Below are 21,405 nucleotides of genomic sequence, written 5' to 3'. Positions count from 1 at the left end.
GCGATGTAATCTGTCAATTCAGGCGCTAGATAGAGACATAATCTAAACTATATAGCAGCCTACTCCAGTAATCTTCACTACAGAAAAATAAAGACATTAAAGTACTCCAGATATGGGACTAAACACCTAATATATGTTTATCTTTTCCACCTAGCCAGACTAAATATTCATTCTCTATTGCCTGCTTATACGCCCAGTCGGCAACCCGATGCGAACGTTGCAGATCGGTTAAAAAACCTAATTGAGAAATTTCCCGAACAATAGATTGATCATGTAGATAGTTCCGCTCCTGCCACTGTTGCAGAAATTGTTCTGACGCCAAATAATTACTTTTTTGTGAGTTGCACTTTTCATCCGCCAGGACAAAATTATGTCCGGTATCGGCAGGATATAGAGACCAGGGGATAAAATGATCTACAGCATATTTTGAGTTTTTTAGGCTTTTTCCACAGTAAAAACACTGGCATTGCTGTAAATCAATTAAGAAGTCCGCGACCTGCCCCAGTTGATTGCGACTCGGGGCAAACATGAATTCATCCAAGTCAGGCAAACCATCCAGTACCACTAGGTTCTGCTTGTTTAGCCGAACAAAATCAATCCAGCGCTTCTGGCACAACTCTTCAATAATTTCACTAAACTGTCTCAAGCAATACATCACTTTGGGTAAAAGCTTGAGGGACTGTTTGCAATCTTCCAAATGGTAAAGAAACTCCACCGCTTGACCATTCAGGTTCTGTAAATACACCACCGGCATTTGCTTGACCGTTGTCGCAACTGCTCGCTTCAACCTGTTCCAGTAAAGTACATCCTTTCTCAACGCGGCCAAGGTCTTGAATTGTTGCTGTGCTTTCTGGATTTCACTGATGATCTTTGCCTGCTTACCAGTGCTTTGATGAATAGTAAAAGGCTCATACTGGTTAAACTGAAACGGCAGTGACTGTTTCCAGTATAAGTCAATAAACTTTTCAGCAATATCCTGATATTCTAAATGCAACGCAGCACCAGTATCTTGCCCCTGTTCAATCGCCAGACGCGTGATACTTATCAGCAAAGCAAACTTATATGTCGAAGTAAAAGTCCCTGACTGCAAAATCTGCTGAATATGCTTTAAGAATTTCAACTGTTCTTGAGGGGTTGGTATTTCGGCTATACTGAATAACATATCTAAGCCTGCACTTTTCTAATCAGAATATTCATCCACTCTTCTGTACGCTCTGGACGTTTATCTACAGTAATCCATTGTTGTAACAGTAAAGCCTGATCGATCTGCTTAAGTAAGTCATGAGCTTGCTGTTCATTCAAGTCAGTAAAGCTACGCCCCTCTATCTCACGGTCTGTATTGCCATACTTAAAAGACATGTAACACACACCATTTGGCTTTAATGCTTTGAATATAAGCCCCAGCACTTCAGTTAGGCGATCTCTTTCACAATGTAAAAGAGATGCACAAGCCCAAATACCATCGTATTTATTATTCTCAGCTAGGTCATAAAAACTTTGCTGACGTACTTCAATATTGGTCAGCTCCCTGGCCTTTTTAACCAGCTCGGCAGAATAATCAATTGCCTCAACTTGATAGCCTTTTTTCTTAAATGCCAAAGTGTCCCGCCCCGAGCCACAGCCCAAATCTAGGATCAATGCCTGTTCCGGCAAATATCTTAGAAATGGTGCGTAAAGACTTTCCATTTCAACCTGATAGGTATTTTCAAAAAATGCTTGAGCATGTTGATTGTAATAATTTGATGTTTGATTCATTGTCTAAAAGCCAATATCTTATGTTAAAGAACATACTGATTTTTCACTAGATAAGTCAAATGATCAGTCCTATGAATGAATCAAACTCTTATTTCACTGTATCCGGACAACTGAGATAGAAACCAAACTGGTTCTTGTAAATGGAAAAAATATGGGCTTCAGATTTCGCAAGAGTATTAAACTGCTACCTGGATTAAAAATTAATCTGACACACAAAGGTATAAGCAGTGCAAGCATTGGCAAACCCGGTGCTTCGTTAAATATTGGCAAAAAAGGCGCCCGAACCAGCATTGGTATTCCTGGCACAGGCCTATCCTATTCAAAACACCAGCCCTATAAGAACAGAGTTGGCAACCCAAAAAATCCTACTCAGGAACAGCAATCGTTCTATACATCCCATACTGAGCAACCCAAATTGAATGTCTGGATTTGGGTGATTTTTGGATTATTTTGTTTTATTGTCGGGGCAATTATTTTTTGAATTTAGCCATTCTTTGTACCCCATAATATCCACTGCTAGGCAAAATTTAATTCATTCATTACTATGGACGGATGTTAAATACAATAAAGGCTGCCGCTGATGTCTGATCATGACAGTACTATGGATTATGATGAAAATGATTTAATCGATTCTCCCTTGTCTCAAATTTTAAAAGAGGATAATGAGCAAATTGAAGTTCTAATTTATCGATTACCCGATAGTGACTGGACACTGGAAGTGGTAAACCAAAATGGTACTTCTACGGTATGGGATGAAACATTCCCGTCAGATCAGGAAGCTCTATCTGTTGCTTTAGATGGAATTAAAGCTGCAGGCGGTATTCAAGCCTTTTCAGAACTCAGTGACCTTGAAGCAAAGAACAATATTTTTCCTGAATCACTTACTCGCCATTAAAAATGAAGCTGCTAGCGTGGATATGAATCAGTATTTTCTGGATTCTTAGAACCTATCGTGATGATAGGTTCACTTCAAGCCTACCCTCTCTAGGGTCGAAGGGTCAAAATTTTCCTCAAACATAAACTCATCTGCTCGCTCTTTTTTCAATATTGCCAAGGCATAAAAGAAACATTTTTCACATAACTGCAATTCATATCATTCCCCGTCATGCCTGGAGCCATAGCCCCAATGTGCCGATAAAGTTCCAAACTCCAATTTCGTTGATTGGTTGCATACATCACATAAAACATCGGTAACGACTTCTACCTGTTTCAGTTGTTTAATTTCCATATACGGCTCCCGGTATCAATCAAGTTAAATTTGTCCCCTGCTTAGAAAAAACTTATTTATTTTTGATTTAAATCACACTTTTACAAACAACAGATAACTATATATAGTGATTTAAATAATCTAAAAACACAATATATGGTATTTTTAGCCATTACCCCCTATTGAAAATTATATGAATATTATTGTTTTATTTTCAGCCATTTGGCACAAATATGGGGAAGTATCACTGTATGTCTGTAAAAAAGAAAAGCATACCCAATTACCGCGTACCTGCAAAAAATCTGCAATTAATATGCTATCCAAAATGTATGCACGCCTACCAAGTTTGGATCGCTTTATTTTTTCAACTTAATGAAAAACAGCAAAGCTATCATTTGGATTTTACTTTTAAACAGAATATCAACATCCCGCTCCTTACAACTAATAAACCGGACCTCTATTTTTTTAGTAGTCATTTCAGCTGGATCTATGCCTATTTTTACAGCAAAAATAAAAATGAATTCAAGTTCAGAGCTTATGAGAAAAATAATTCCTACGAATTCACCATCCAGGCTTTAAGCGAAGTAAGGGCCTTACTGTGTTCCGGATTACATCAATCAATTCATGGCTTAGACGTCATTTCAAATTGGCTAAATGAACAATACTTAGCTGTACATCTTCAGGACGTTTTCGGTCATGAAGTTTTAACTATCGATCATCTACGAGAATTATCAGGACTGTCTAAATCCAAAAGTCCAGTAAGTTCTGTTTCAAATTATGCCGGCCCACTGTCATTAGAAAAGATTCTGGAGGGAATTGCATAATGAACGGATATAGTTATTTAGAAGATACTCAAGAATTAAAGCTTGAGCCATTTCGAGACTTCTATCAAGCACTGGCGGAAGCAAAACTGAAAAATGATCAGGACTTCTTTAAGCTGAATGATTTCATCCAACCAACTGAAGTCGTTAAACTAATTAAAATTATGACTCAGCATCCTACTGATCTATCGATTAGTAAATATCCATTGGCGCATTATCTCTTGGCACTGATCAACACTCCATCAGCATATCAATCAAATGCACTGAAATGGGCTATTTTCAATACTCAATGTATCGAGTTACTGAATAGTAAAGAACATACAGCAACTGTAGCTAATCTATGTAGGCGTTTTCGTTTAGCAAGTACAAAGAAAGAATACTATTGGCTTTACAATTTTTTACCGTCTCTTCCGATCGAATTAGACGATCTTGTTAAATTTCTAAAAGAAGCTGAAACTGAGAATGGAAAATTATTTGACGAATCTAAAGAGAGTTTAGAGAAAAGGGAAATGGGCCAACTGGCAGAAATCCGCGTTATTTATACGTATACCCATATTCAATCAGAACGTCAAAAAAGAAATCGTCAAAGTAATCCAAACACCCCAAAACAGTCTCAAACTGACGTTAAAAAGACATTAAGAATTTCACTTGATGGAGAAAAAACATATCAAACTCATTTTGAGCGAGGTGTGGCAAAACAGCCACCTGAGGATAAAACTATAGAAAAAGTTGAAGATCATAATTTTGAATTTAACTCACTAGAGCAATGTTCTATTACAGCTCAGATCAATAATCTCAAAAATAAAATTCTGCATCAAAACAAGAATGAGCTAATGAGCAAGCCGAATCCTCGGGTCTTCGATTTGCCTACCGCACAGTACATTATGCAAATTTTATTAGAACAGGCAGAAAACTCTCCAATTCATACCCTGCTTTTATTTTCAGCCCTCAGTCTTACTCATTATAAAGATCTGCCGGTATTTCAAAAAAATTTACGAGTCAGTACGAAAAACAAAGAAGTATCACTGAAACCCCAAAAATGTTTCTTTAAGCAAAGCTTTGAAGTCTCAAAATTCAAGGATTTTGTTTTAAGAAAACATCGGTTGAATACCGTGAATTCTTTTACGATTCCTCTGCCTCAATATTATCTGGAAAATCTAAGTCAGTTGAAAAAAATGGATGGTGTTGAGATTGATTCCAAGATACAGGAGTATTTACAAAAAATTAATAAAGGGCTGACCTTCCAGTTAACAACACAAAATCTTCCGCGCTTACTCAGTGATATTGCATTGAATGAACTTGAGTATGAACTGGAAAGCAAATTGCTTAATGGAGAAAGTGTTCAGCACTATATTCCATGCCATTACTTTTCAACACAAATCGTGGATATTATTAATATTTATACTCAAATTCTAACTTTGACTGTTCCTCAGCTGGAAACTGAATATCTTGAAGAATTCAGTAACCCGCATTCTTTTGGTAGTCAGCAGACACCTAATCTACCATTTGTTAAATCATTTTTTCACCAGCTTGACCAACGAGTGCGGGAACATCCGAATCCATTTCAGACGTTAAATCATTATTCAATCTGGCTGTGGCATATTTGCATGCTGATAACTTCAGCACGACCAAGTGAGTCCTTCCCCCCCAATCTAGATTATATTGACCTCGACAATCAATTGATGGCTGTTGCAGATAAAGAGCAGCGTTATTTGGGCACCATTGGACGCTATTTACCTTTTAATAATTTTCTTCGTGATGAAATACAGCATTACCTAAAGTATTTGAAACATTTTCTGCACCTCACTAAAGCCTATCTGTCGCAAGAACAAGTACAAGCAATCCAAGAGGTCTTCGAGGGGGAACGCCCCTTTCTATTATTTTACGATCCACAAGGATATATCCGAAATCTGGAACTTTCTGATATTCAAAAATACTGTACTGAAATAGCATTACAGCGCAATTGGACCCGCCACTTCGCTCGCTATTTTTTTGCCCAATACTGCAATGAAGATCTAATAAAAGGCATCTTTGGTCATGACGAAGCTATGCAGGAACTGTTTGACCGCTATTCAGGTTTTGAGACAACAGATTACGATCAAATTAGAGCAGCACAAGACAAGCTGGTCGAAATTTTAGAACTTAAAAGCATGTCAAGTTTCACAGGAATAATGATTACATGAGCAAACATCCTCACTCGCTCAAACGATTAAAGAAACATAGAGAGAGAAAAGCGTTTCTTCTGCAATTATTTAGCGAAAAATGCTCAAAGATGACACCTGAAAATTATCCTGAAGTTTATCGACAAATTGATGACCGGCTTTTAGAGCGCTGTAAATCCAATATCCGAAGCTACCAAATAGCACGTATAGAATTTGCTAAATATATCAAGCGCTTTAATCTTTCATCGGATCACCACTATCCGGTGCCTGCTGCCCCCGTGAGGCACGAAAGGTCTCTGCCACTACAAAATATTGAAACCTTAAAACATGGTAAAAAAGTTACTCAATTTGCCAAAAATATGATTGCTTACTGGACACGACATAATGACTTCAGTCCAACCCAATCACTTGGCTTCTGCTTGATCAGTTCAATATTATTTAATGGCATTTATAACCATGCCGAACTGCAAAAGTTTTTAAAAATCATTTTAAAAACAAAGAAATTTCAAAGTTTTTTAAATCTAAATCATATGATTACACTCGAAATCCCGAACCGGCATTTCGGTAATCAGCGGATAAATGACCCTGATTTTTCAGTCAGCTATACAAAAACGTTTGTGCTACACGACATTGTGAAATGCTGGATCTACAGACTAAAACATCAAAAATTTGATTTATTTTCAGATATTGAAGATGCAGAACATCTGATTAACGCTTGTATTATTGAATGCTTCCCTGAGGAAAAGGTGCGTTGTAAAGACCTGTTAAAATACGGTTTTTACTATACACAGTTCCTGAAAAACAGCGGGCTAGATCAAATGTCCATTTGTATCTTAAAAAATGAAATTTACAGTTCCAGTCCTCTTGAAAAACAATTAGCAGCTTATTTTATTCAACCTGAACCCACGCCTACCCATACGATTCAGAAAGTTTATGAGAACCCTCAGGACCAGTCTACAGTCACTATTGCATTAGATATAGCCGATATTTTAGTAGAAATACGTCAAGCTATTCGTGCAAAAAACTATAGCGATCAACTCATAGAATTATATGCTAAAGAACAATCTCCAGCCTTGGAACGTTTGCTGCTGTGGAGCATTCTACGCTCAAAAGTAACGGAACCTCAACTGGACCTTCTCAATCATATTATTCAGCAGCAGCAACGATTTAAGCGCAAGCTTATACGCGCAGATTTTCAGCCAATTAAACAAAGCTCTCTAAAAACCATGTTTTCACAATTTGCAGTCCATTGGCTGCAGGCAACGCAAGACAAAGATATTTCATCATTTTCAGATGCTGATTTTGAAGATCTGTATGGAGAAATGCTTCTATTAAAGAAAGAAACAACTAGAGCGACTTTACAAAAACGTCTACAGGAGTTTCATCACAAACAGACCTTATTTTTTAACGCACCCACTGTTGATCTGGATAATTTAATCCAGGTAAAAATCTGCAGAACCGCATTGATCTCGCCCCATATTTTTCACCACATGCTAGAGCAGCTCGAAAATACTCAAGATATTTCGATTCAGGATAAAAATATATTTAAACTGATTTTTATTCTGGGGTTCAGAGTCGGACTACGGATCAATGAAACATTGAATATCTTTGTACGTGATTTATTTATTAGTGAAGATGCTGTGATGCTCACCATTCGCAACAATCGCAATAAAAATCAAAAAAGCTACTCTGCTTACCGCAAGATTCCTCTGCATCATCTACTTAAAGCAGACGAATTACATGCATTTAAAACATATAGTCAGAATAGAAAACGTCTGCTAAAAGAACAAGGAAAATCAGTTGCACAACCGCTGTTTTTAAAACAGTCCTTAGAAGAAACTCATGAAAATGAAGTGAATTCCCTATTGAAACAATTGATCCAGCCCGTTTTTGGAGAACACAATTTTACTTACCATAGTCTGCGCCATTCTGCATTTAATCATCTTTACCTGGTTTTAAAAAACTCAACTCTTGCAAATGCATTTACTGACTATAGCCCACATGAGCAATTACGTATACGTTATGCCTTGCTACGAAACAGAAATACTCAGCAAACCTGGTATGCACTTTCTCATTTTGCCGGGCACTTAACCCCTGAAACGACCTGTTCAAGCTATCTGCATTTAATGCACCTGGCAATTAGCTACCAATTGAATCAAATCGAAAGTCCACTCCCTAAAGAAGCCTATTTCAATATTCTGAAACATGATGATGCTATTAAATATCCTGTACAGCAACGGGCGATCAAACAGTTTTTATTTGACCGACTTACTAAAGACCGTTACAAGCAACATGATCATCAATATCAACCAGGGCAACAGAAATCACCTGATTCACTGATGCTAGGAGCTCATGACTCAGAGGTGACTTTTGAACTATTGCATCACATTCTTGCAGTAGAAAAAGAGCAAGACCTTCTGTTACCTGAAGCCATTCCTTTGCAAATCGCGCAAAAATTACGTGCCAGAGCTCTGCATTTGAAAACCTCCTGTGTAAACCAAAAAAAATCATCGAGGTTATTTACCACAGATTTTTTAAGAAAATCTCCTAATGCATTAGTTACTATGTTGCCAAAAAATCAGGAGGAGAAAAAGGTCATTCACCATGTCCAGGAGCGTTATGCAAATGTACAAAGTAAATATAAAAAACAGCTCAATACTATCTATTCAATTTATCTTGAAAAAGTTCAGCCCAATTCTGCTCAGTTCATTTTTGAAATAAATGAAAAACGTCAACTGAAAAAGTTTCTGTCTTTTATTAGTAAACTGTTTCCAACAGAATATCTTCACCTCGAACTTTCTAAACAGAGCAAAGAACAGCTCAAGAATACATTACAGGGTTTGAAATTAGGTTCAAAAAACTTCAGCCTGAATGAAAATGAAAGGCGAATTAAGTTCTGCTTTAAAAGTAAAGATGTAAAAGCACTTGGGGTATTCAAGTTACTGATGTATCTCATGATAGTTTCTCATCTTTAAGCTGTTTGTAATAAAAATTTGAACTCTGAGAAACGATAATCAAATAGTATAAACTCTAGGTATCAGCAACGTCTGAAACTGAGATCAGTCATGCATAAAACATCAGAAAAAATTGCAAAACAAAAAAAGGTATTAGCTAAAGCTGTTTTATCTTCTGCAAAGCAGCTTGGTTTGACACAGGAGCAGCTTGCCATCGTTCTCAATTTAGATTCAATGGAAACTTTAAATTCGCTTGAGTTAGATCCAGATTCAAGTCAGGGAGAACTCGCAATTATTTTAATTCGTATTGCGATATCACTAGATGCTCTAACTGGTGGAGAGACTAAATGGATGCAACATTTTATGAAGTCACCAAGTAAGTTAACCAAAGGCATTCCGATAGAGCAGATTCAGACTACTGAGGGATTAACCACTGTATTAAACGTAACCGAAGGACTTCGGCTTCAGGGTAAATATTAATAAAACAAAGCTTCATTACACAGAAAATTAAAAGTCATAATTTTGTCTAATCATTCAAATTCAAGGCATATGAAGTTCCTCTTCTCAAGAGGTATATGACTGTCTCATTATTGATAACTGCCATACATATACGGATTCTATTAACTTAATTCGAGGCTAAATTGAATCTTATAAGTTCAATTTAGCCATTCAAGAGTCATTATAAAAGTTTGCTATATAGCGAACATTAACTATTATTAGTTAAAAGTTTGCTATATAGCTAACAAATTTGGGGAGCAAAAAATGGCTACACGAGGTGAAATAGGTAAAAAAATACGTTTGGCCAGAAAAGGATTGGGCCACACACAGAAAAGTCTTGCAGAAAAAACTAAAGTCAATAAAACAACAATTTCAGAGATGGAAAATGGCCGTTTTACAGGTTCATTTGACATATTTGAACGTGTGCTTGATGGTGTTGGTTTACAATTCGAAGTGAATAAAAAAAATTGTAAATTGCCACAGTGGGATGAAATTGAAGAAATATTTTCAGAATATGATAAATAAACAGCTTTTTTACACAAACATTCAAAAGGTGAATTCTCCCCAATCCATTCAAATTAATTTTTTTATATGAAAGCTGATTGAAATACACATCTAGATCATAAATCTGATTAGATAAATGCGGATCAAATCGACATGGCTTTGTTGCACAAAGATTTCATAACTATATGATTTTAAAAGTTTTGATTGTTTTTGATCCAAAATTAAATTTATTTAAATCAGATGCTTACATATTTATGCAACAAAGCCAAAATGACTTAAAATAATCTGAGAACTACAAAAACTTATACATATTTTGATTTCAAATCAAATCTGATAAAACTAAAAATGCAGCCCAAGCACGTTGGGGAAAATCCGCAAGTAATGCTCAAGCAAATCATGAGCACAGCCCGAGTATTACTCAAGTCATGCTTGAACCATGCCCTGAATAGCCACCACTTTCCTAGACAAATACAGCCCAAAGAATGATTTCACCCTGAAAATGCCGACCATGGAAGGGATTCATATGCTGCACCTTTAGCTAAAAGAGGATTCAGCTTACCATTAGTGGTTATTTGCAACAGTGCCCTTTTTCTTATGCACGTGGCATGTTCCCTCAGGTTTGATTTAAACCTTCTGCAGTAGAAGTTGAACCTCAACAGCTTGGGCTGCAAATAATTTTTAGCTCAAGTTTGATTGCTCTAAGTAATCTATAACCACCTTCTGGTGAGATAGATATTCAGAACACAATCCGACGAATGGAGTTGTTTTTTTCCACTGCTGTTTTACCATCTTGATTATGTTACACAATCAAGATGAACAAGTAAAATGGATGAATTTCAGCATGGTGGTGCCCGTGAAGGTGCTGGTCGCAAACCAGTTCATGAAGGCCCAACCAAAGTGATCCGGGTTCCCGAAGCCCGTGTACTGGAGATCAGGCAGTATCTGGATCAGATAAAAAAACCAGCCCGCAATGATGTTGCTTCGATTACTCCGGTTGAAGCCAGAACACATTATGAGATTCCGGTTGCCTTGCAAAAGGTGGCTGCAGGTTTCCCTTCCCCAGCCCAAGACTATATCGACAAGACCCTGGATCTGAACGAGTTCCTGATCCAGAACCAGCAGGCTACCTTTATCGTTGAGGTGGAATCGCTTTCCATGCGCGATGCCGGGATTGATCTGAAGGACAAGCTGATCGTGGACCGCAGTATTGAGCCCAAGCATGGTGATATTGTTCTGGCCCTGATCGACAATGATTTCACCATCAAACGACTGATGATTGAAGGCGACAAACGCTGGTTACAGGCGGAAAACCCGGATTATGCGGATATCCATTTGAAAGACGGTCAGACCCTGCTGATCTGGGGTGTAGTCACCAGTGTCATCAAGAAGTTCAGATGAACAGCCCCGAGCGGATTTATGCCCTGATCGACATCAACAACTGTTATGTCAGTTGTGAACGGGTGTTTAATCCCAGCCTGAATCACCGTCCAGTGATTGTGCTGAGCAATAATGATGGTTGTGCAGTGGCCCGCAGTAATGAGGCCAAAGCCCTGGGCATCAAGATGGGTGTTCCGTTGTTTCAGGTTCAGGACATTGTCCGGCAGCATCAAGTGGTGGTGCTGTCGAGCAACTATGCCCTGTATGCGGAAATGTCCAATCGCTTCCATTCGATTTTGGCCGGTTATGTGGCTCCGCATGAACAGGAAATCTATTCGATTGATGAATGTTTTCTGGATTTAACCAGTTATGCACAGCATTTTGACTTGACCCGCTATGCCAGAGAGATGAAACAGCGGATCTGGGACTGGATCGGGTTGCCGGTATCCATCGGGATTGGTCGCAGCAAGACCGAAGCCAAGCTAGCCAATCACCTTGCCAAGAAATGGCCTGGCTTTGCAGGCGTATGCAATGTGCTGGAGCTGGATTATCTGGATCAGGAAACGCTGTCTGCTGGAATTGAGGTGGGTGAAGTCTGGGGTGTGGGACGTAAGCTGGTCAAAAAGCTGAACCAGATGGGCATCCATTCGGTACTGGATCTGGCCATGCAGGATGCGCATCGCATGGGAAGTTTGTTTTCAGTGCTGATGCAGCGCACGGTGCTGGAATTACAGGGCATCTCCTGTTTGCAACTGGAGGATGCTCCTGCACCCAAGCAGCAGATTGTGGCTAGCCGCTCCTTTGGAGAACGGATTACTGAGCTGGATGATCTGAAAGAAGCCATGGGTAAGTATGTGCAAGATGCAGTCATGCGCTTGCGTGCGGATGCCTCGCTGTGTGGCTGTATCATTGCTTTTGTGCAATCCAATCCCTTTGATCAAAACACAGCGTATTACAGCAAATCGTTGGCCTTTGAATTCCCGGAACCCACGGACTGTGTACTTGATCTGATTCATGCTGCGATGCAGTTACTGCAAGGCATCTATAAGCCAGAGGTAAAGTATAAAAAATGTGGGGTGATTCTGACCGGTCTGGTCAGCAAGACCCGCTATGTGCCTGATCTGCTTACAGACCATCGCCAGCGTGAAAGCAACGAACAGCTGATGCAGGCTTTAGAAGCCGTGCAAGCCAGATATGGCAAGACTAAACTGGCAGTGGGATCGTGTTATTTACCACAGCGGAAATGGTCGATGAACCGGACACATCTGACCCAGAACTATTTCAGCTGGCAGGGATTATTGAAAATTACCCATTAAGCCAACACCCCTTTTTAGGTTAAACAGGTGACAATTAACAACCGGACATCTATCCTGCCCCCCTATTGCGGACGGATCGCTGCTGGGAAGATACTCATATCGCTATGGTAAAACATTGAGCTCATCATATTGCAAGCAACTCAGGAGGCTTAAATCGCATGGCTAAAACAACAAAGGACGAAATCCCTGTAGAAGAATCAACTCAAGCCAGTGAAGTTTCTGACAAAGTAACGGAAGCTAGAGCGTTATTGGGCAAGCAAATGTCCGCAAACCTGATTGCGATCGCAGAACTGACCCATACCCCGATTCCACACATGCAGGTAGATGAACACGGGGTTTTTCACGAGATTCAAAACACTGATAGGTAGACCGGCATGGATTGCAGTAACGGACGGTATTCTCCTGTTCAATCGGTCGAGTGCTCAGATCCGGTTTGATCGTTATCGTTAAGTCCATATTTTTGTACCTAACACATGGTTTTATACAGTTAAGTACAGGAATACGTACTGAACAGACAAAGCGTTTTTATGGTCCTTAGGCTTTTTTTCTATTCCTTAAAGGTGTCATTGAGCGCCTGCTGAACCGCCTCAATCCTTGATTTGCAGGCTTTGTAGGCGGTCATGGATTCTTCAACGATCGCCATCAGGTTATCAATATCCGGTTCTTCCTGCGATTCCAGCAGTTCGGCATTCTTCTTCAGAATCTCGTAGCCCTGTTTGAAACTGAGTTCTTCATTGTTCATGTGTATTTACCTGTGTCACGGTGGCATCAATCATGCCATCCTGGAGTTCGATCTGGAGTTGCTGGCCAGTGATTTGTTGCACTGAGCGGATGGCTTTGCCCTGACTGCGGACAATCGCATAGCCTTTAGCCATCACGTTTCGTGGGTTCTGTAGCAAGGTTTCCCGCATCAGGGATTCGGTCTGCTGTACAGCCTGCCGCAGCTGTTGCTGGGCAAAATACTGGGTATCGCTTTTCAGCAGATCAACGCTACGCTGCGCATCATTGAGCTGGCTTTGTGCCAGGGTTTGGATGGTTTTCAGATACTGGTCATTCTGGCTTTGATAGGCGGTCAGCTGATGCTGGGACAGCAGTTTGATGGTTTGCAGCGCAGTACTGGCTTCATTGACCCGTTCGACAATCAGGTTACGGATCCCGGCGATGACTTTACTTGGGGTATCAAAGGAGCGATGCGCGATTTCATCCAGAATGGTGCGGTCTTTCTCGTGGCCAATGCCCACCCAGATCGGCACTGTTCTTTTACACAACAGTGCAGCCAGATCATAGTCGTTCAGGTACGCCAGATCATTCACTGCTCCACCCCCACGGATGATCACAATTAGGTCGGGAGCGGTCTGGTAATCTTGAGCCCACTGCCTGAGTGCACTGGCCAGAGCCTGCATGATGCTGGTTGGGGCAGTATTGCCCTGGAAGGTGGCTGAATGATAAACGAAGTGGCAGACACCCGCCTGAGCCAGGGCATCGGCATCTTTTTTAAAGTCTCCCAGCCCGGCGGCATTTTCCGGGGCGATGACCAGTACGTTCTGCAAATCAAAAGGTGCCGGTAGCTGTTTGTTGTTATTGAGCAGGCCTTCCTGGGTCAGGCGCTGCAGGATCTGCTGATAGCGTTTGGCAATGTCACCTAAGGTGAAGCTGGAGTCGATATCTTCAATATTGACGGAGAAACCATATTGCGGATCAAATTTGGCTTTGACCTTGATCAGGACATTCAAGTCTCTGGACAGTTCAATTCCGCTTTCCCGTTCAAACCTTAACACGATTTTTTGTGCGGTGAATTTCCACAGGGTGCCTTTACAGCTGGCAATCACTTTATGGCTGTCTTCATCTTTCTCTGCCAGTTCCAGATAGTAATGCCCGCCTTTGATGCTGAGATTACGGATCTCGGCTTTGACCCATACCGCTTCATCGAAAGTCAGCTGGATGACTTCCTGTACGGTGGTCAGGTATTCACTGAGACTGAGTTGGGTTTCTGACATGAAAGAAAATACGGAATGCGGTCATTTGATCCTACAAAATAACAGCTTTCATTTCAAAGCATAGAATTGTTTGGAAAATCTGGAGCATTGCCATGTATGTCCACAATGTGCTGAAAGCCTCTCATCAAGATTTGACTATTTTGCGCTGAGGATAAACGGGTCAGACTTCAATTTTTATCCAGTAAGCTTATCAAGTGCTCTCATTTCGCATGTTCTTTATAGTACTGGTTTTTCCGTTTGGAATTGTGCTTCCAACTTTTGGAAAATTTATAGACATAAGTCGGGAAATCATCCCAAACATAGGGCAAACCACTACCACGGGCAACACGTATTTTGAGCGGATAGTCTTTATATTCAATGCAATGCATGAAATAAAAACTTCTTTCTTGTTGCGTACTGAACTTTTTAAAATAAACACTTCTCAGATTAGGATATTTTTTCCAAAAATAATCATGAGGATGTGCTTTGATAGACTGTTGGTACTGATATTTCAGTTTTTTCATGATTCCTCCTAGGTAACATTACCTAGAAGGGATCCTGTGCAAAGTAATTCATCATAGTTAATCTCTTTGTCTTTCTATAATTGAGTATTGATTTGATAACGTGTGTTACGTCCACCACCTTCTAATTTGACTATACATGCTTTTTCAAGCAAGTCAGATAAGTGGCGGGTAGCTGTTGCCTTACTGACTTTAGCAACCTTTTGATATTGTGAGGCACTAATGCCATGTTCAAAGCCATTTTCCCCGCCATCCAATAAACGGTTTAAAACCTTTCGTTGCCCTTCATGCAGGTCTAAACTAGAATATTTATGCCAAAACTGACTTTTAAATAAAGTTCGATTGATCCGCTTTAAGGTTGTTTCAAGGCTGTCATTCAAGGTATCTAAAAACCAGACCAGCCAATCTGTGATATTGGAATCATTTTTTTGGGTTTGCTCCAAGATGTCATAGTAACTTTTGCGTTTGTTTAATATCGCAGGAGATATGGCATACAAACGAATGCTCTGTTCATCCATTTGAGCCAGGGCAAGATCTGTCAGTGTACGTGTAATACGACCATTACCATCATCAAAAGGATGTAGCGTCACAAACCATAAATGAGTAATGCCTGCGCGTAAAAGGGGGTCAAGCAAGGAATCGGTCAGACTATGGTTAAACCACTCGATAAAGGCATTTAAGCGACTTTCTAGCCCCTCTCTAGGAGGAGCTTCAAAATGTACCGTAGGATAATCCAATCGACCTGAAACGACCTGCATAGGTTCTGAGCCTCTGAGTTGACCAATGCGTAAACGTTGCATTGTCCAATCCGGGTCATTGAAAAGCCAACGATGCCATTGCATGAGGCGTTCAACTGTGAGCGGTTGCTTCACATTGTTAAGCGCATCGAGCATGATATTCGCTAGACCTTCTGATCTGTCTGAGCTTGGATAAGGTTGTTCAAGAGTAACGCCCAAACGTCGAGCTAGAGATGATCGCAATGAAAAAACATTTAGAGTTTCATTTTCAATCGCTGATGAAGCAACTAGATTGGCAAGTAGAGTATCTAAAGTAAATTGTTCTTTCGCTAAATCATGCTGACTTTGCCCAAGAAGAATTCCTATTTTTTGATGTATTTGTCTAGTTTTAGGCAGGATGATTTCATCTTGCCATGTGAAGTTTGTCCAGTTTTCTGTTTGCCAAATCCATTCCTGCATCTTCAATCTATAACTCGAATCGTTCCAAGATGAGTTAAATATAGCATATATTCGGCTCACAATATGAGCTGAATATAATGTTTAATTAGCTCATCTATTTGTCAGAATTTGCATCAGCCGACTTATTTTAAAGTCGAATTGTTGGTGTCTTTGTGGTTATTTTAAATTTTCAGAAAATCTGAAACTTTTAAAGCCAAAATTTCGTGTTCGTCTTGTGATTCCACAATATCAACCATAAGATCATCAAGCTCAGTATCATCTTTAATTGAAACACCTTGAATATTTTCTGATCCTTACTTCAGGTATGATGATATTGCTATCACTACATTTAAAAATCATTATGAAACACTTAGGATTTGTAGGAAAAAGTACAGTACATATTGGATATACCCATGTTGAAATTATTAACAGCGCTCTTCGACTGTCCTTCAACGTGCCCTTAAAGAATAATCCAGAGGGAGTCTTTAGAAAAATCGTAGAAAACAACTATGATTTATTGATATCGACTTCAGCAGAAATCTCATTTGAATTAGATAGCGAAACGATTACAAAGGCTGAAAACTTAATTAAAGAGCAAGGTATTGAGTTAGAAGAATTTATTCAGAATACGCTGATTGAATTTATCAATCAGAACCAATTAGATACCACTAACTAATTACCATAGTTAGACAATAAAAAACCCCGACATATCGGGGTTTTTCGTGTTTGGCTGCTAGGTAGGCTGCTGTTCTACCTCACGTCCTGGTGCTTGAACTTATCATTATTGTTGTATGTTTCGGAACTTCCTGTTCCTGTATGACTTCATCATAAGCAAAAAACTACAGATCCCCTAGCCGCAAAATCCCTAAATGTTTGTGCGCCAGGGCGTACAAATCTGGCTAAAAGTTGTCCCGGTTTTATCCGCAGAAATTGGGGATAATTTTTGCCATGGACACCTGATAGAATCAGGAAAAGCCGCAAAAAAAGACTATTTTTTAAACAAATTGATTGGCAAGAACTATCAAAACCGCTCATAAAAAAGCCGACTTGTTTCAAAATCGGCTTTTTTATGGTTTTTAGATTTTTATGCTTTGAATAAATATCTGATATTTATATTAATATACAAATGTATTGCGTATAATATCCATTATGTTAAATAGCATAAAAAGGGACCTCAGATTTGGGTCCCTTTTATCTAAATTATTTGTATGCTTGGATAGATTTTAGAATCTCCTGTCTGGCTTCTTCTACATTGCCCCAACCATTAAATTTCATCCATTTACCTTTTTCCAAGTCTTTATAATGTTCAAAGAAATGTTTCATTTGATCTAATTGAAGCTGAGGGAGGTCGCTCAGATCTTCAACATTGTTATATAGAGGTGTGAGCTTAGAATGAGGTACAGCAATGATCTTTGCATCAATACCGGCTTCATCTTCCATATACATGACTCCGACAGGTCTGCTGCGAATTACTGATCCTACAGCAACCGCATGGGGAGCTATTACAAATACATCTAAGGGATCACCATCCTCGCTTAATGTTTGAGGAATATAACCGTAATTGTACGGATATGACATTGCTGTACTTAGAAAGCGATCAACCAATAAAGCATCATATTCTTTATTCACTTCATACTTGATGGGTTTAGCATTTGCCGGGATTTCGATGATGCTATTAAAGTCATCTGGTGGATTAGTACCTGCTTTAACATTTTTAAAACTCATTGTTTTACCTTCTAATATTTAGATTATTAATGATTAGTGAAAAATTGATAGGAAAGTATTCCTAGTACTGTAAAGATTAATGAACCTATTACATGGATGGCTATTGTTGAGATAGCATATTCAAACTTTGAAGCTTGTAGCAACGCAACAATTTCAACTGAAAATGTTGAAAAGGTCGTTAAAGCACCGCAGAAGCCTGTCACAACGAATAACTTATAATTAGGGCTTATTGAGCTATTTGAAAAAAATGATACAGCTAATCCAATAATAAAAGCACCGATTAAGTTAACAATCACTGTCCCGAAAGGAATATTTTCAAATACGCTATTAAATCTTAGACTTATGCCCCAACGAAGCCAGGCACCGATTACAGAACCGAGAGCAATTGATAAAAGAGAAAGATACATGTCTGCTCCTAGTTATGAGCAGCAAAAGATATATAAATAAAGAACTTTATGACGGGAAAACATAGCGTAGCTCCATTTTGTAAAAGCAGAGCACGCGACTACGTACCCTGCTTGAGGGAAACGTAGGTATCATCAGCCAGAATTGGCGGTTTGTGTAAGGAGGATAGCCATCTCCTTTGAGTACTATTATTTAAAAATTGATTAGCTAATTCAACAACCTTCTATTATTAAAATACGTAAGTTTGATACTTTTTATCTTTAGTTTAGTAAAACTTGAAACTTTTCATTTTTTCTATAATCTTTTTGGAAAGGGTGTCCAGCTAAGCTGAGGCAGGTGTTTGTTGTAGTCGGGCCGCTACAATATTGATAAAGAGCACCTGTATGTTTAATTTCAAGATTTTTAATAAAGTCTCTACGGAAGTATTGACGATCAAAAATGATCTCCAGCTTAATGCTGAGCTGCAATTAATTAATAAATATAAAACGGCTATTTCTGAAGATTATAAACAGGCTATTGTTTTGATCTTTAAAGAACGCGGCTACACACGTTTGGAAATAGGTCAATTACTTGGGGAGCTAAAAGCTTCATAAAATACAGATTAAACAAAGCTTGGATATACATCCAGGCTTTATAAAAAAGTACCTAGCTGTTACCCTTGTCCTGATTTTTTTACTCTAAAAAGTTTCTTCATCTTATGACACCTACGCCACCTTAAGTTTATTTACCTTCTTAAATCTGTAAATAACTCATCACTGTCTAGCTAGTGATGTGGTGTAGTCGCTTGTGTGTTGTATATATCACATCACTAGCCTATCTGAAAAATTAAAAAACAGGCTATGTTTATGTTATCTAATGTCCGAGAACAGTGGTTCTCTAACATCCGTGGGGATGTACTTGCCGGATTAGTCGTCGGTCTTGCACTCATCCCTGAAGCCATCGCATTTTCAATTATTGCAGGTGTAGATCCTAAAGTTGGTCTATACGCATCCTTCTGTATTGCCGTCGTGATTTCTTTCGTAGGTGGTCGTCCTGCCATGATTTCAGCAGCCACTGGCGCAATGGCGCTGCTTATGGTCACATTGGTCAAAGAGCATGGGCTTGAATATCTGCTGGCAGCAACAATTTTGACAGGCGTGATTCAAATATTGGCAGGCTATTTAAAGCTCGCCAAGTTAATGCGGTTTGTATCTAAATCTGTGGTTATTGGATTCGTAAATGCGTTAGCGATCTTAATTTTCATGGCTCAATTGCCTGAACTGATTAATGTGACCTGGCATGTATATGCTTTTGTTGCTTTAGGTTTAGCAATTATTTATCTATTCCCTCTGGTTCCCAAATTAGGAAAATTACTCCCTTCTCCACTAGTCTGCATCATTGCAATCACATTATTGGCAATCGCTTTAGGAATTGATGTACGGACCGTGGGCGATATGGGGTCTTTACCTGACACACTTCCAATGTTCTTGATTCCAGATATTCCTTTGAATATTGAAACATTGATGATTATTTTGCCTTATTCAGTCGCACTGGCGGCTGTAGGTTTACTTGAATCGATGATGACAGCAACTATCGTGGATGAAATGACTGATACGCCAAGTGATAAATATCAGGAATGTAAGGGACAAGGGATTGCGAATATTGCTTCTGGCTTTATGGGTGGCATGGCCGGTTGTGCAATGATTGGTCAATCTATGATTAACGTAAAATCAGGTGGCCTTACACGCTTATCAACATTCTCTGCGGGCATTTTTCTTCTTATTCTGGTTGTATTTATCAGTGACTGGCTCAAAGTGATTCCAATGGCTGCATTGGTAGCGGTAATGATAATGGTCTCTATCAGTACCTTTGAATGGAGTTCTGTCACTCAGTTAAAAGATAATCCTAAGAGCAGTAATTTCGTCATGATTGCGACGGTGATTGTAGTTGTTGCTACGCATAACCTGGCTTTGGGTGTGTTAACAGGCGTATTACTTTCAGCCTTGTTCCTGGCGAATAAACTTGAAAATGATATCCAGGTGACAGCATCTTTTGAAGGAATGGCCCGTTTATATGAGTTGAGAGGTCAGATCTTCTTTAGTTCTTCTGAAAAATTCATGCAAGGTTTTGACTTTAAAGAGGATGTAAAGGATGTGATTATTGATTTGACCCATTCTCACATTTGGGATGTAACATCAGTCGCCATGCTTGATTCTGTTATAAAAAAATTTCAAAAGAATGGTGTGAATGTCACTGTGCGTGGCTTAAATGAAGCCAGCTCTATCATGATTGATAAGTATGGAACACATGCCAGAATCTAAGCGCAGGAGATTTTACGTTTATGTAGAATCTCTAAAATTAACACAATACACCTTATACGAAGTCAAAAAAATATATCTATATGATAATTAATGAAATTGTAAAACCTATTCATAATGAACATTATGTAAAATGGAGATGATAGAAGTGTACTCACTAGTACACTTCTATCATAAAAAAGAGAGCTGCCAGCTCTCTTTTTTATGTTTTATTCAAAATGAAGTTGATATTTATCCGTCGTAATCTTGATCTTGAGGTTCTTATATTTTCGTTTTGTGGCACTCAGGGCTGAATCTGTCACTTCTGCATGAAATTTAGGGTCATTCATTAGATCATGAAATAGTTTATATCCAATCAATAACTTACTGGATTTTTTCTTTTCCTTTAGATCATTTTCAATCAACTGATCCAATTCTTTTACAGAAAAACTATGCATATTACTCTCTATAGTATCTTTCTGATAAAACACCATACAGACTTAGTAAGAGAATTTAAAGCTTATTAGATAATTGATATTTATGAAATTGTGAGAAAGATAATATATTAGATTTATCTATTTAAGTTAAGTTTTTCTAAAAATAACATCTCTGTACACGACAAATTTCACAGAACCCTTATCCTATCAGGATTCTGCTTTCTTAAAATTGCCAAAATTTCCTTAAACTCTTCTTTTTTCCCAAAACCAATTAAACGCTGAATCGCCATTTGAAC

General features: G+C 38.9%; 22 protein-coding genes, 2 pseudogenes and 1 riboswitch. Of the genes and pseudogenes, 13 read left to right on the top strand and 11 right to left on the bottom strand.

What is annotated here, in order from left to right:
* Positions 1-118: 118 nt before the first annotated feature.
* Both FTU46_RS12790 and FTU46_RS12785 read right to left on the bottom strand, forming a co-directional pair.
* A complete protein-coding gene (locus tag FTU46_RS12790) occupies positions 119-1,162 on the bottom strand; it encodes an HNH endonuclease (RefSeq protein ID WP_180105126.1) in 1,044 nt (347 codons plus the stop codon).
* Between the two features lie 2 nt (positions 1,163-1,164).
* Positions 1,165-1,755 (bottom strand): bifunctional 2-polyprenyl-6-hydroxyphenol methylase/3-demethylubiquinol 3-O-methyltransferase UbiG, encoded by a 591-nt coding sequence (locus FTU46_RS12785; protein ID WP_104490050.1) that lies wholly within the window; start codon positions 1,753-1,755, stop codon positions 1,165-1,167.
* Between the two features lie 151 nt (positions 1,756-1,906).
* On the opposite strand from FTU46_RS12785, the gene FTU46_RS12780 reads away from it, so the two are divergent.
* Both FTU46_RS12780 and FTU46_RS12775 read left to right on the top strand, forming a co-directional pair.
* A complete protein-coding gene (locus FTU46_RS12780) occupies positions 1,907-2,236 on the top strand; it encodes a DUF4236 domain-containing protein (protein WP_127801939.1) in 330 nt (109 codons plus the stop codon).
* Between the two features lie 99 nt (positions 2,237-2,335).
* On the top strand, positions 2,336-2,650 hold the full coding sequence (locus tag FTU46_RS12775) for a hypothetical protein (protein ID WP_180105125.1): 315 nt from the start codon (positions 2,336-2,338) through the stop codon (positions 2,648-2,650).
* Between the two features lie 69 nt (positions 2,651-2,719).
* On the opposite strand, the pseudogene FTU46_RS16855 reads toward FTU46_RS12775, so the two are convergent.
* A pseudogene (locus tag FTU46_RS16855) lies at positions 2,720-2,983 on the bottom strand (hypothetical protein).
* Between the two features lie 308 nt (positions 2,984-3,291).
* Here FTU46_RS16855 and FTU46_RS12770 point away from each other — a divergent pair.
* The 8 genes from FTU46_RS12770 (at position 3,292) to FTU46_RS12735 (ending at position 12,962) form a co-directional block, all read left to right on the top strand.
* A complete protein-coding gene (locus FTU46_RS12770; RefSeq protein ID WP_168396133.1) occupies positions 3,292-3,786 on the top strand; it encodes a hypothetical protein in 495 nt (164 codons plus the stop codon).
* The gene (locus tag FTU46_RS12765) at positions 3,786-5,966 is read left to right on the top strand and encodes a hypothetical protein (RefSeq protein WP_180105124.1); all 2,181 of its coding nucleotides are present in this window, start codon (positions 3,786-3,788) and stop codon (positions 5,964-5,966) included. Before FTU46_RS12770 ends, FTU46_RS12765 begins: the two co-directional genes overlap by 1 nt.
* Positions 5,963-8,920, top strand: a complete 2,958-nt coding sequence (locus tag FTU46_RS12760; protein ID WP_180105123.1) for a tyrosine-type recombinase/integrase — start codon at positions 5,963-5,965, stop codon at positions 8,918-8,920. The genes FTU46_RS12765 and FTU46_RS12760 overlap by 4 nt, the downstream gene beginning before the upstream one ends.
* A gap of 90 nt (positions 8,921-9,010) precedes the next feature.
* Complete coding sequence (locus tag FTU46_RS12755) at positions 9,011-9,379, top strand: antitoxin Xre/MbcA/ParS toxin-binding domain-containing protein (RefSeq protein WP_016658943.1); 369 nt, start codon at positions 9,011-9,013, stop codon at positions 9,377-9,379.
* 282 nt (positions 9,380-9,661) lie between these two features.
* Positions 9,662-9,922, top strand: a complete 261-nt coding sequence (locus FTU46_RS12750; protein WP_016658942.1) for a helix-turn-helix domain-containing protein — start codon at positions 9,662-9,664, stop codon at positions 9,920-9,922.
* A gap of 804 nt (positions 9,923-10,726) precedes the next feature.
* The gene (locus FTU46_RS12745; RefSeq protein WP_005180682.1) at positions 10,727-11,299 is read left to right on the top strand and encodes a LexA family transcriptional regulator; all 573 of its coding nucleotides are present in this window, start codon (positions 10,727-10,729) and stop codon (positions 11,297-11,299) included.
* Positions 11,296-12,594: a Y-family DNA polymerase gene (locus tag FTU46_RS12740; RefSeq protein WP_180105122.1), complete on the top strand. Its 1,299-nt coding sequence runs from the start codon at positions 11,296-11,298 to the stop codon at positions 12,592-12,594. Before FTU46_RS12745 ends, FTU46_RS12740 begins: the two co-directional genes overlap by 4 nt.
* Positions 12,595-12,752: 158 nt before the next feature.
* Positions 12,753-12,962 (top strand): hypothetical protein, encoded by a 210-nt coding sequence (locus tag FTU46_RS12735; RefSeq protein ID WP_180105121.1) that lies wholly within the window; start codon positions 12,753-12,755, stop codon positions 12,960-12,962.
* Positions 12,963-13,141: 179 nt separating this feature from the next.
* Here FTU46_RS12735 and xseB read toward each other — a convergent pair whose 3' ends face one another.
* The 5 genes and pseudogenes from xseB to FTU46_RS16850 form a co-directional block, all read right to left on the bottom strand.
* Complete coding sequence (xseB, locus tag FTU46_RS12730) at positions 13,142-13,336, bottom strand: exodeoxyribonuclease VII small subunit (protein ID WP_005180690.1); 195 nt, start codon at positions 13,334-13,336, stop codon at positions 13,142-13,144.
* Positions 13,326-14,591 carry an exodeoxyribonuclease VII large subunit gene (gene xseA / locus FTU46_RS12725; RefSeq protein ID WP_016658934.1) on the bottom strand — a complete coding sequence of 422 codons (1,266 nt, stop codon included), beginning with the start codon at positions 14,589-14,591 and terminating at the stop codon, positions 13,326-13,328. Before xseA ends, xseB begins: the two co-directional genes overlap by 11 nt.
* Positions 14,592-14,791: 200 nt before the next feature.
* Entirely contained in the window at positions 14,792-15,094 is a 303-nt protein-coding gene (locus FTU46_RS12720) for a hypothetical protein (protein ID WP_127801937.1), read from the bottom strand.
* Positions 15,095-15,168: 74 nt separating this feature from the next.
* A complete protein-coding gene (locus FTU46_RS12715; RefSeq protein ID WP_095706045.1) occupies positions 15,169-16,287 on the bottom strand; it encodes a Fic family protein in 1,119 nt (372 codons plus the stop codon).
* A gap of 161 nt (positions 16,288-16,448) precedes the next feature.
* Positions 16,449-16,568, bottom strand: a pseudogene (locus FTU46_RS16850) (type II toxin-antitoxin system death-on-curing family toxin); the annotation flags it as partial.
* Between the two features lie 59 nt (positions 16,569-16,627).
* Here FTU46_RS16850 and FTU46_RS12710 point away from each other — a divergent pair.
* Positions 16,628-16,942: a hypothetical protein gene (locus FTU46_RS12710; RefSeq protein WP_095706048.1), complete on the top strand. Its 315-nt coding sequence runs from the start codon at positions 16,628-16,630 to the stop codon at positions 16,940-16,942.
* A 524-nt stretch (positions 16,943-17,466) separates the two neighbouring features.
* On the opposite strand, the gene ppa is transcribed toward FTU46_RS12710, so the two are convergent.
* Both ppa and crcB read right to left on the bottom strand, forming a co-directional pair.
* On the bottom strand, positions 17,467-17,991 hold the full coding sequence (gene ppa / locus FTU46_RS12705) for an inorganic diphosphatase (protein ID WP_005225406.1): 525 nt from the start codon (positions 17,989-17,991) through the stop codon (positions 17,467-17,469).
* A gap of 26 nt (positions 17,992-18,017) precedes the next feature.
* Positions 18,018-18,398: a fluoride efflux transporter CrcB gene (gene crcB / locus FTU46_RS12700; protein WP_005225409.1), complete on the bottom strand. Its 381-nt coding sequence runs from the start codon at positions 18,396-18,398 to the stop codon at positions 18,018-18,020.
* A gap of 116 nt (positions 18,399-18,514) precedes the next feature.
* Positions 18,515-18,582, bottom strand: a riboswitch (Fluoride riboswitch).
* Between the two features lie 197 nt (positions 18,583-18,779).
* Here crcB and FTU46_RS12695 point away from each other — a divergent pair.
* Together FTU46_RS12695 and FTU46_RS12690 are read left to right on the top strand one after the other, a co-directional pair.
* Entirely contained in the window at positions 18,780-18,989 is a 210-nt protein-coding gene (locus FTU46_RS12695) for a hypothetical protein (RefSeq protein WP_004282305.1), read from the top strand.
* A gap of 252 nt (positions 18,990-19,241) precedes the next feature.
* The gene (locus FTU46_RS12690) at positions 19,242-20,696 is read left to right on the top strand and encodes a SulP family inorganic anion transporter (RefSeq protein ID WP_095706044.1); all 1,455 of its coding nucleotides are present in this window, start codon (positions 19,242-19,244) and stop codon (positions 20,694-20,696) included.
* A gap of 206 nt (positions 20,697-20,902) precedes the next feature.
* On the opposite strand, the gene FTU46_RS12685 is transcribed toward FTU46_RS12690, so the two are convergent.
* Positions 20,903-21,130, bottom strand: a complete 228-nt coding sequence (locus tag FTU46_RS12685) for a hypothetical protein (protein WP_000555568.1) — start codon at positions 21,128-21,130, stop codon at positions 20,903-20,905.
* Positions 21,131-21,405: the final 275 nt, after the last annotated feature.

Source organism: Acinetobacter sp. YH12108 (genome assembly GCF_013419055.1).
Classification (GTDB): Bacteria; Pseudomonadota; Gammaproteobacteria; order Pseudomonadales; family Moraxellaceae; genus Acinetobacter.
The sequence above is the reverse complement of the archived record's forward strand: the minus strand, read 5'-3'. Positions and strand labels throughout refer to the sequence as shown.

What these genes read in the sequence shown, in the direction of transcription:
- FTU46_RS12770 (WP_168396133.1), top strand. Translation starts at nt 3,292, where the DNA reads ATGCACGCCTACCAAGTTTGGATCGCTTTATTTTTTCAACTTAATGAA.
- FTU46_RS12710 (WP_095706048.1), top strand. Translation starts at nt 16,628, where the DNA reads ATGAAACACTTAGGATTTGTAGGAAAAAGTACAGTACATATTGGATAT.
- FTU46_RS12690 (WP_095706044.1), top strand. Translation starts at nt 19,242, where the DNA reads ATGTTATCTAATGTCCGAGAACAGTGGTTCTCTAACATCCGTGGGGAT.
- FTU46_RS12715 (WP_095706045.1), bottom strand. Translation starts at nt 16,287, where the DNA reads ATGCAGGAATGGATTTGGCAAACAGAAAACTGGACAAACTTCACATGG.
- FTU46_RS12780 (WP_127801939.1), top strand. Translation starts at nt 1,907, where the DNA reads ATGGGCTTCAGATTTCGCAAGAGTATTAAACTGCTACCTGGATTAAAA.
- FTU46_RS12790 (WP_180105126.1), bottom strand. Translation starts at nt 1,162, where the DNA reads ATGTTATTCAGTATAGCCGAAATACCAACCCCTCAAGAACAGTTGAAA.
- FTU46_RS12760 (WP_180105123.1), top strand. Translation starts at nt 5,963, where the DNA reads ATGAGCAAACATCCTCACTCGCTCAAACGATTAAAGAAACATAGAGAG.
- xseB (WP_005180690.1), bottom strand. Translation starts at nt 13,336, where the DNA reads ATGAACAATGAAGAACTCAGTTTCAAACAGGGCTACGAGATTCTGAAG.
- FTU46_RS12750 (WP_016658942.1), top strand. Translation starts at nt 9,662, where the DNA reads ATGGCTACACGAGGTGAAATAGGTAAAAAAATACGTTTGGCCAGAAAA.
- FTU46_RS12755 (WP_016658943.1), top strand. Translation starts at nt 9,011, where the DNA reads ATGCATAAAACATCAGAAAAAATTGCAAAACAAAAAAAGGTATTAGCT.
- FTU46_RS12735 (WP_180105121.1), top strand. Translation starts at nt 12,753, where the DNA reads ATGGCTAAAACAACAAAGGACGAAATCCCTGTAGAAGAATCAACTCAA.
- FTU46_RS12775 (WP_180105125.1), top strand. Translation starts at nt 2,336, where the DNA reads ATGTCTGATCATGACAGTACTATGGATTATGATGAAAATGATTTAATC.
- crcB (WP_005225409.1), bottom strand. Translation starts at nt 18,398, where the DNA reads ATGTATCTTTCTCTTTTATCAATTGCTCTCGGTTCTGTAATCGGTGCC.
- FTU46_RS12785 (WP_104490050.1), bottom strand. Translation starts at nt 1,755, where the DNA reads ATGAATCAAACATCAAATTATTACAATCAACATGCTCAAGCATTTTTT.
- ppa (WP_005225406.1), bottom strand. Translation starts at nt 17,991, where the DNA reads ATGAGTTTTAAAAATGTTAAAGCAGGTACTAATCCACCAGATGACTTT.
- xseA (WP_016658934.1), bottom strand. Translation starts at nt 14,591, where the DNA reads ATGTCAGAAACCCAACTCAGTCTCAGTGAATACCTGACCACCGTACAG.
- FTU46_RS12685 (WP_000555568.1), bottom strand. Translation starts at nt 21,130, where the DNA reads ATGCATAGTTTTTCTGTAAAAGAATTGGATCAGTTGATTGAAAATGAT.
- FTU46_RS12740 (WP_180105122.1), top strand. Translation starts at nt 11,296, where the DNA reads ATGAACAGCCCCGAGCGGATTTATGCCCTGATCGACATCAACAACTGT.
- FTU46_RS12695 (WP_004282305.1), top strand. Translation starts at nt 18,780, where the DNA reads ATGTTTAATTTCAAGATTTTTAATAAAGTCTCTACGGAAGTATTGACG.
- FTU46_RS12745 (WP_005180682.1), top strand. Translation starts at nt 10,727, where the DNA reads ATGGATGAATTTCAGCATGGTGGTGCCCGTGAAGGTGCTGGTCGCAAA.
- FTU46_RS12720 (WP_127801937.1), bottom strand. Translation starts at nt 15,094, where the DNA reads ATGAAAAAACTGAAATATCAGTACCAACAGTCTATCAAAGCACATCCT.
- FTU46_RS12765 (WP_180105124.1), top strand. Translation starts at nt 3,786, where the DNA reads ATGAACGGATATAGTTATTTAGAAGATACTCAAGAATTAAAGCTTGAG.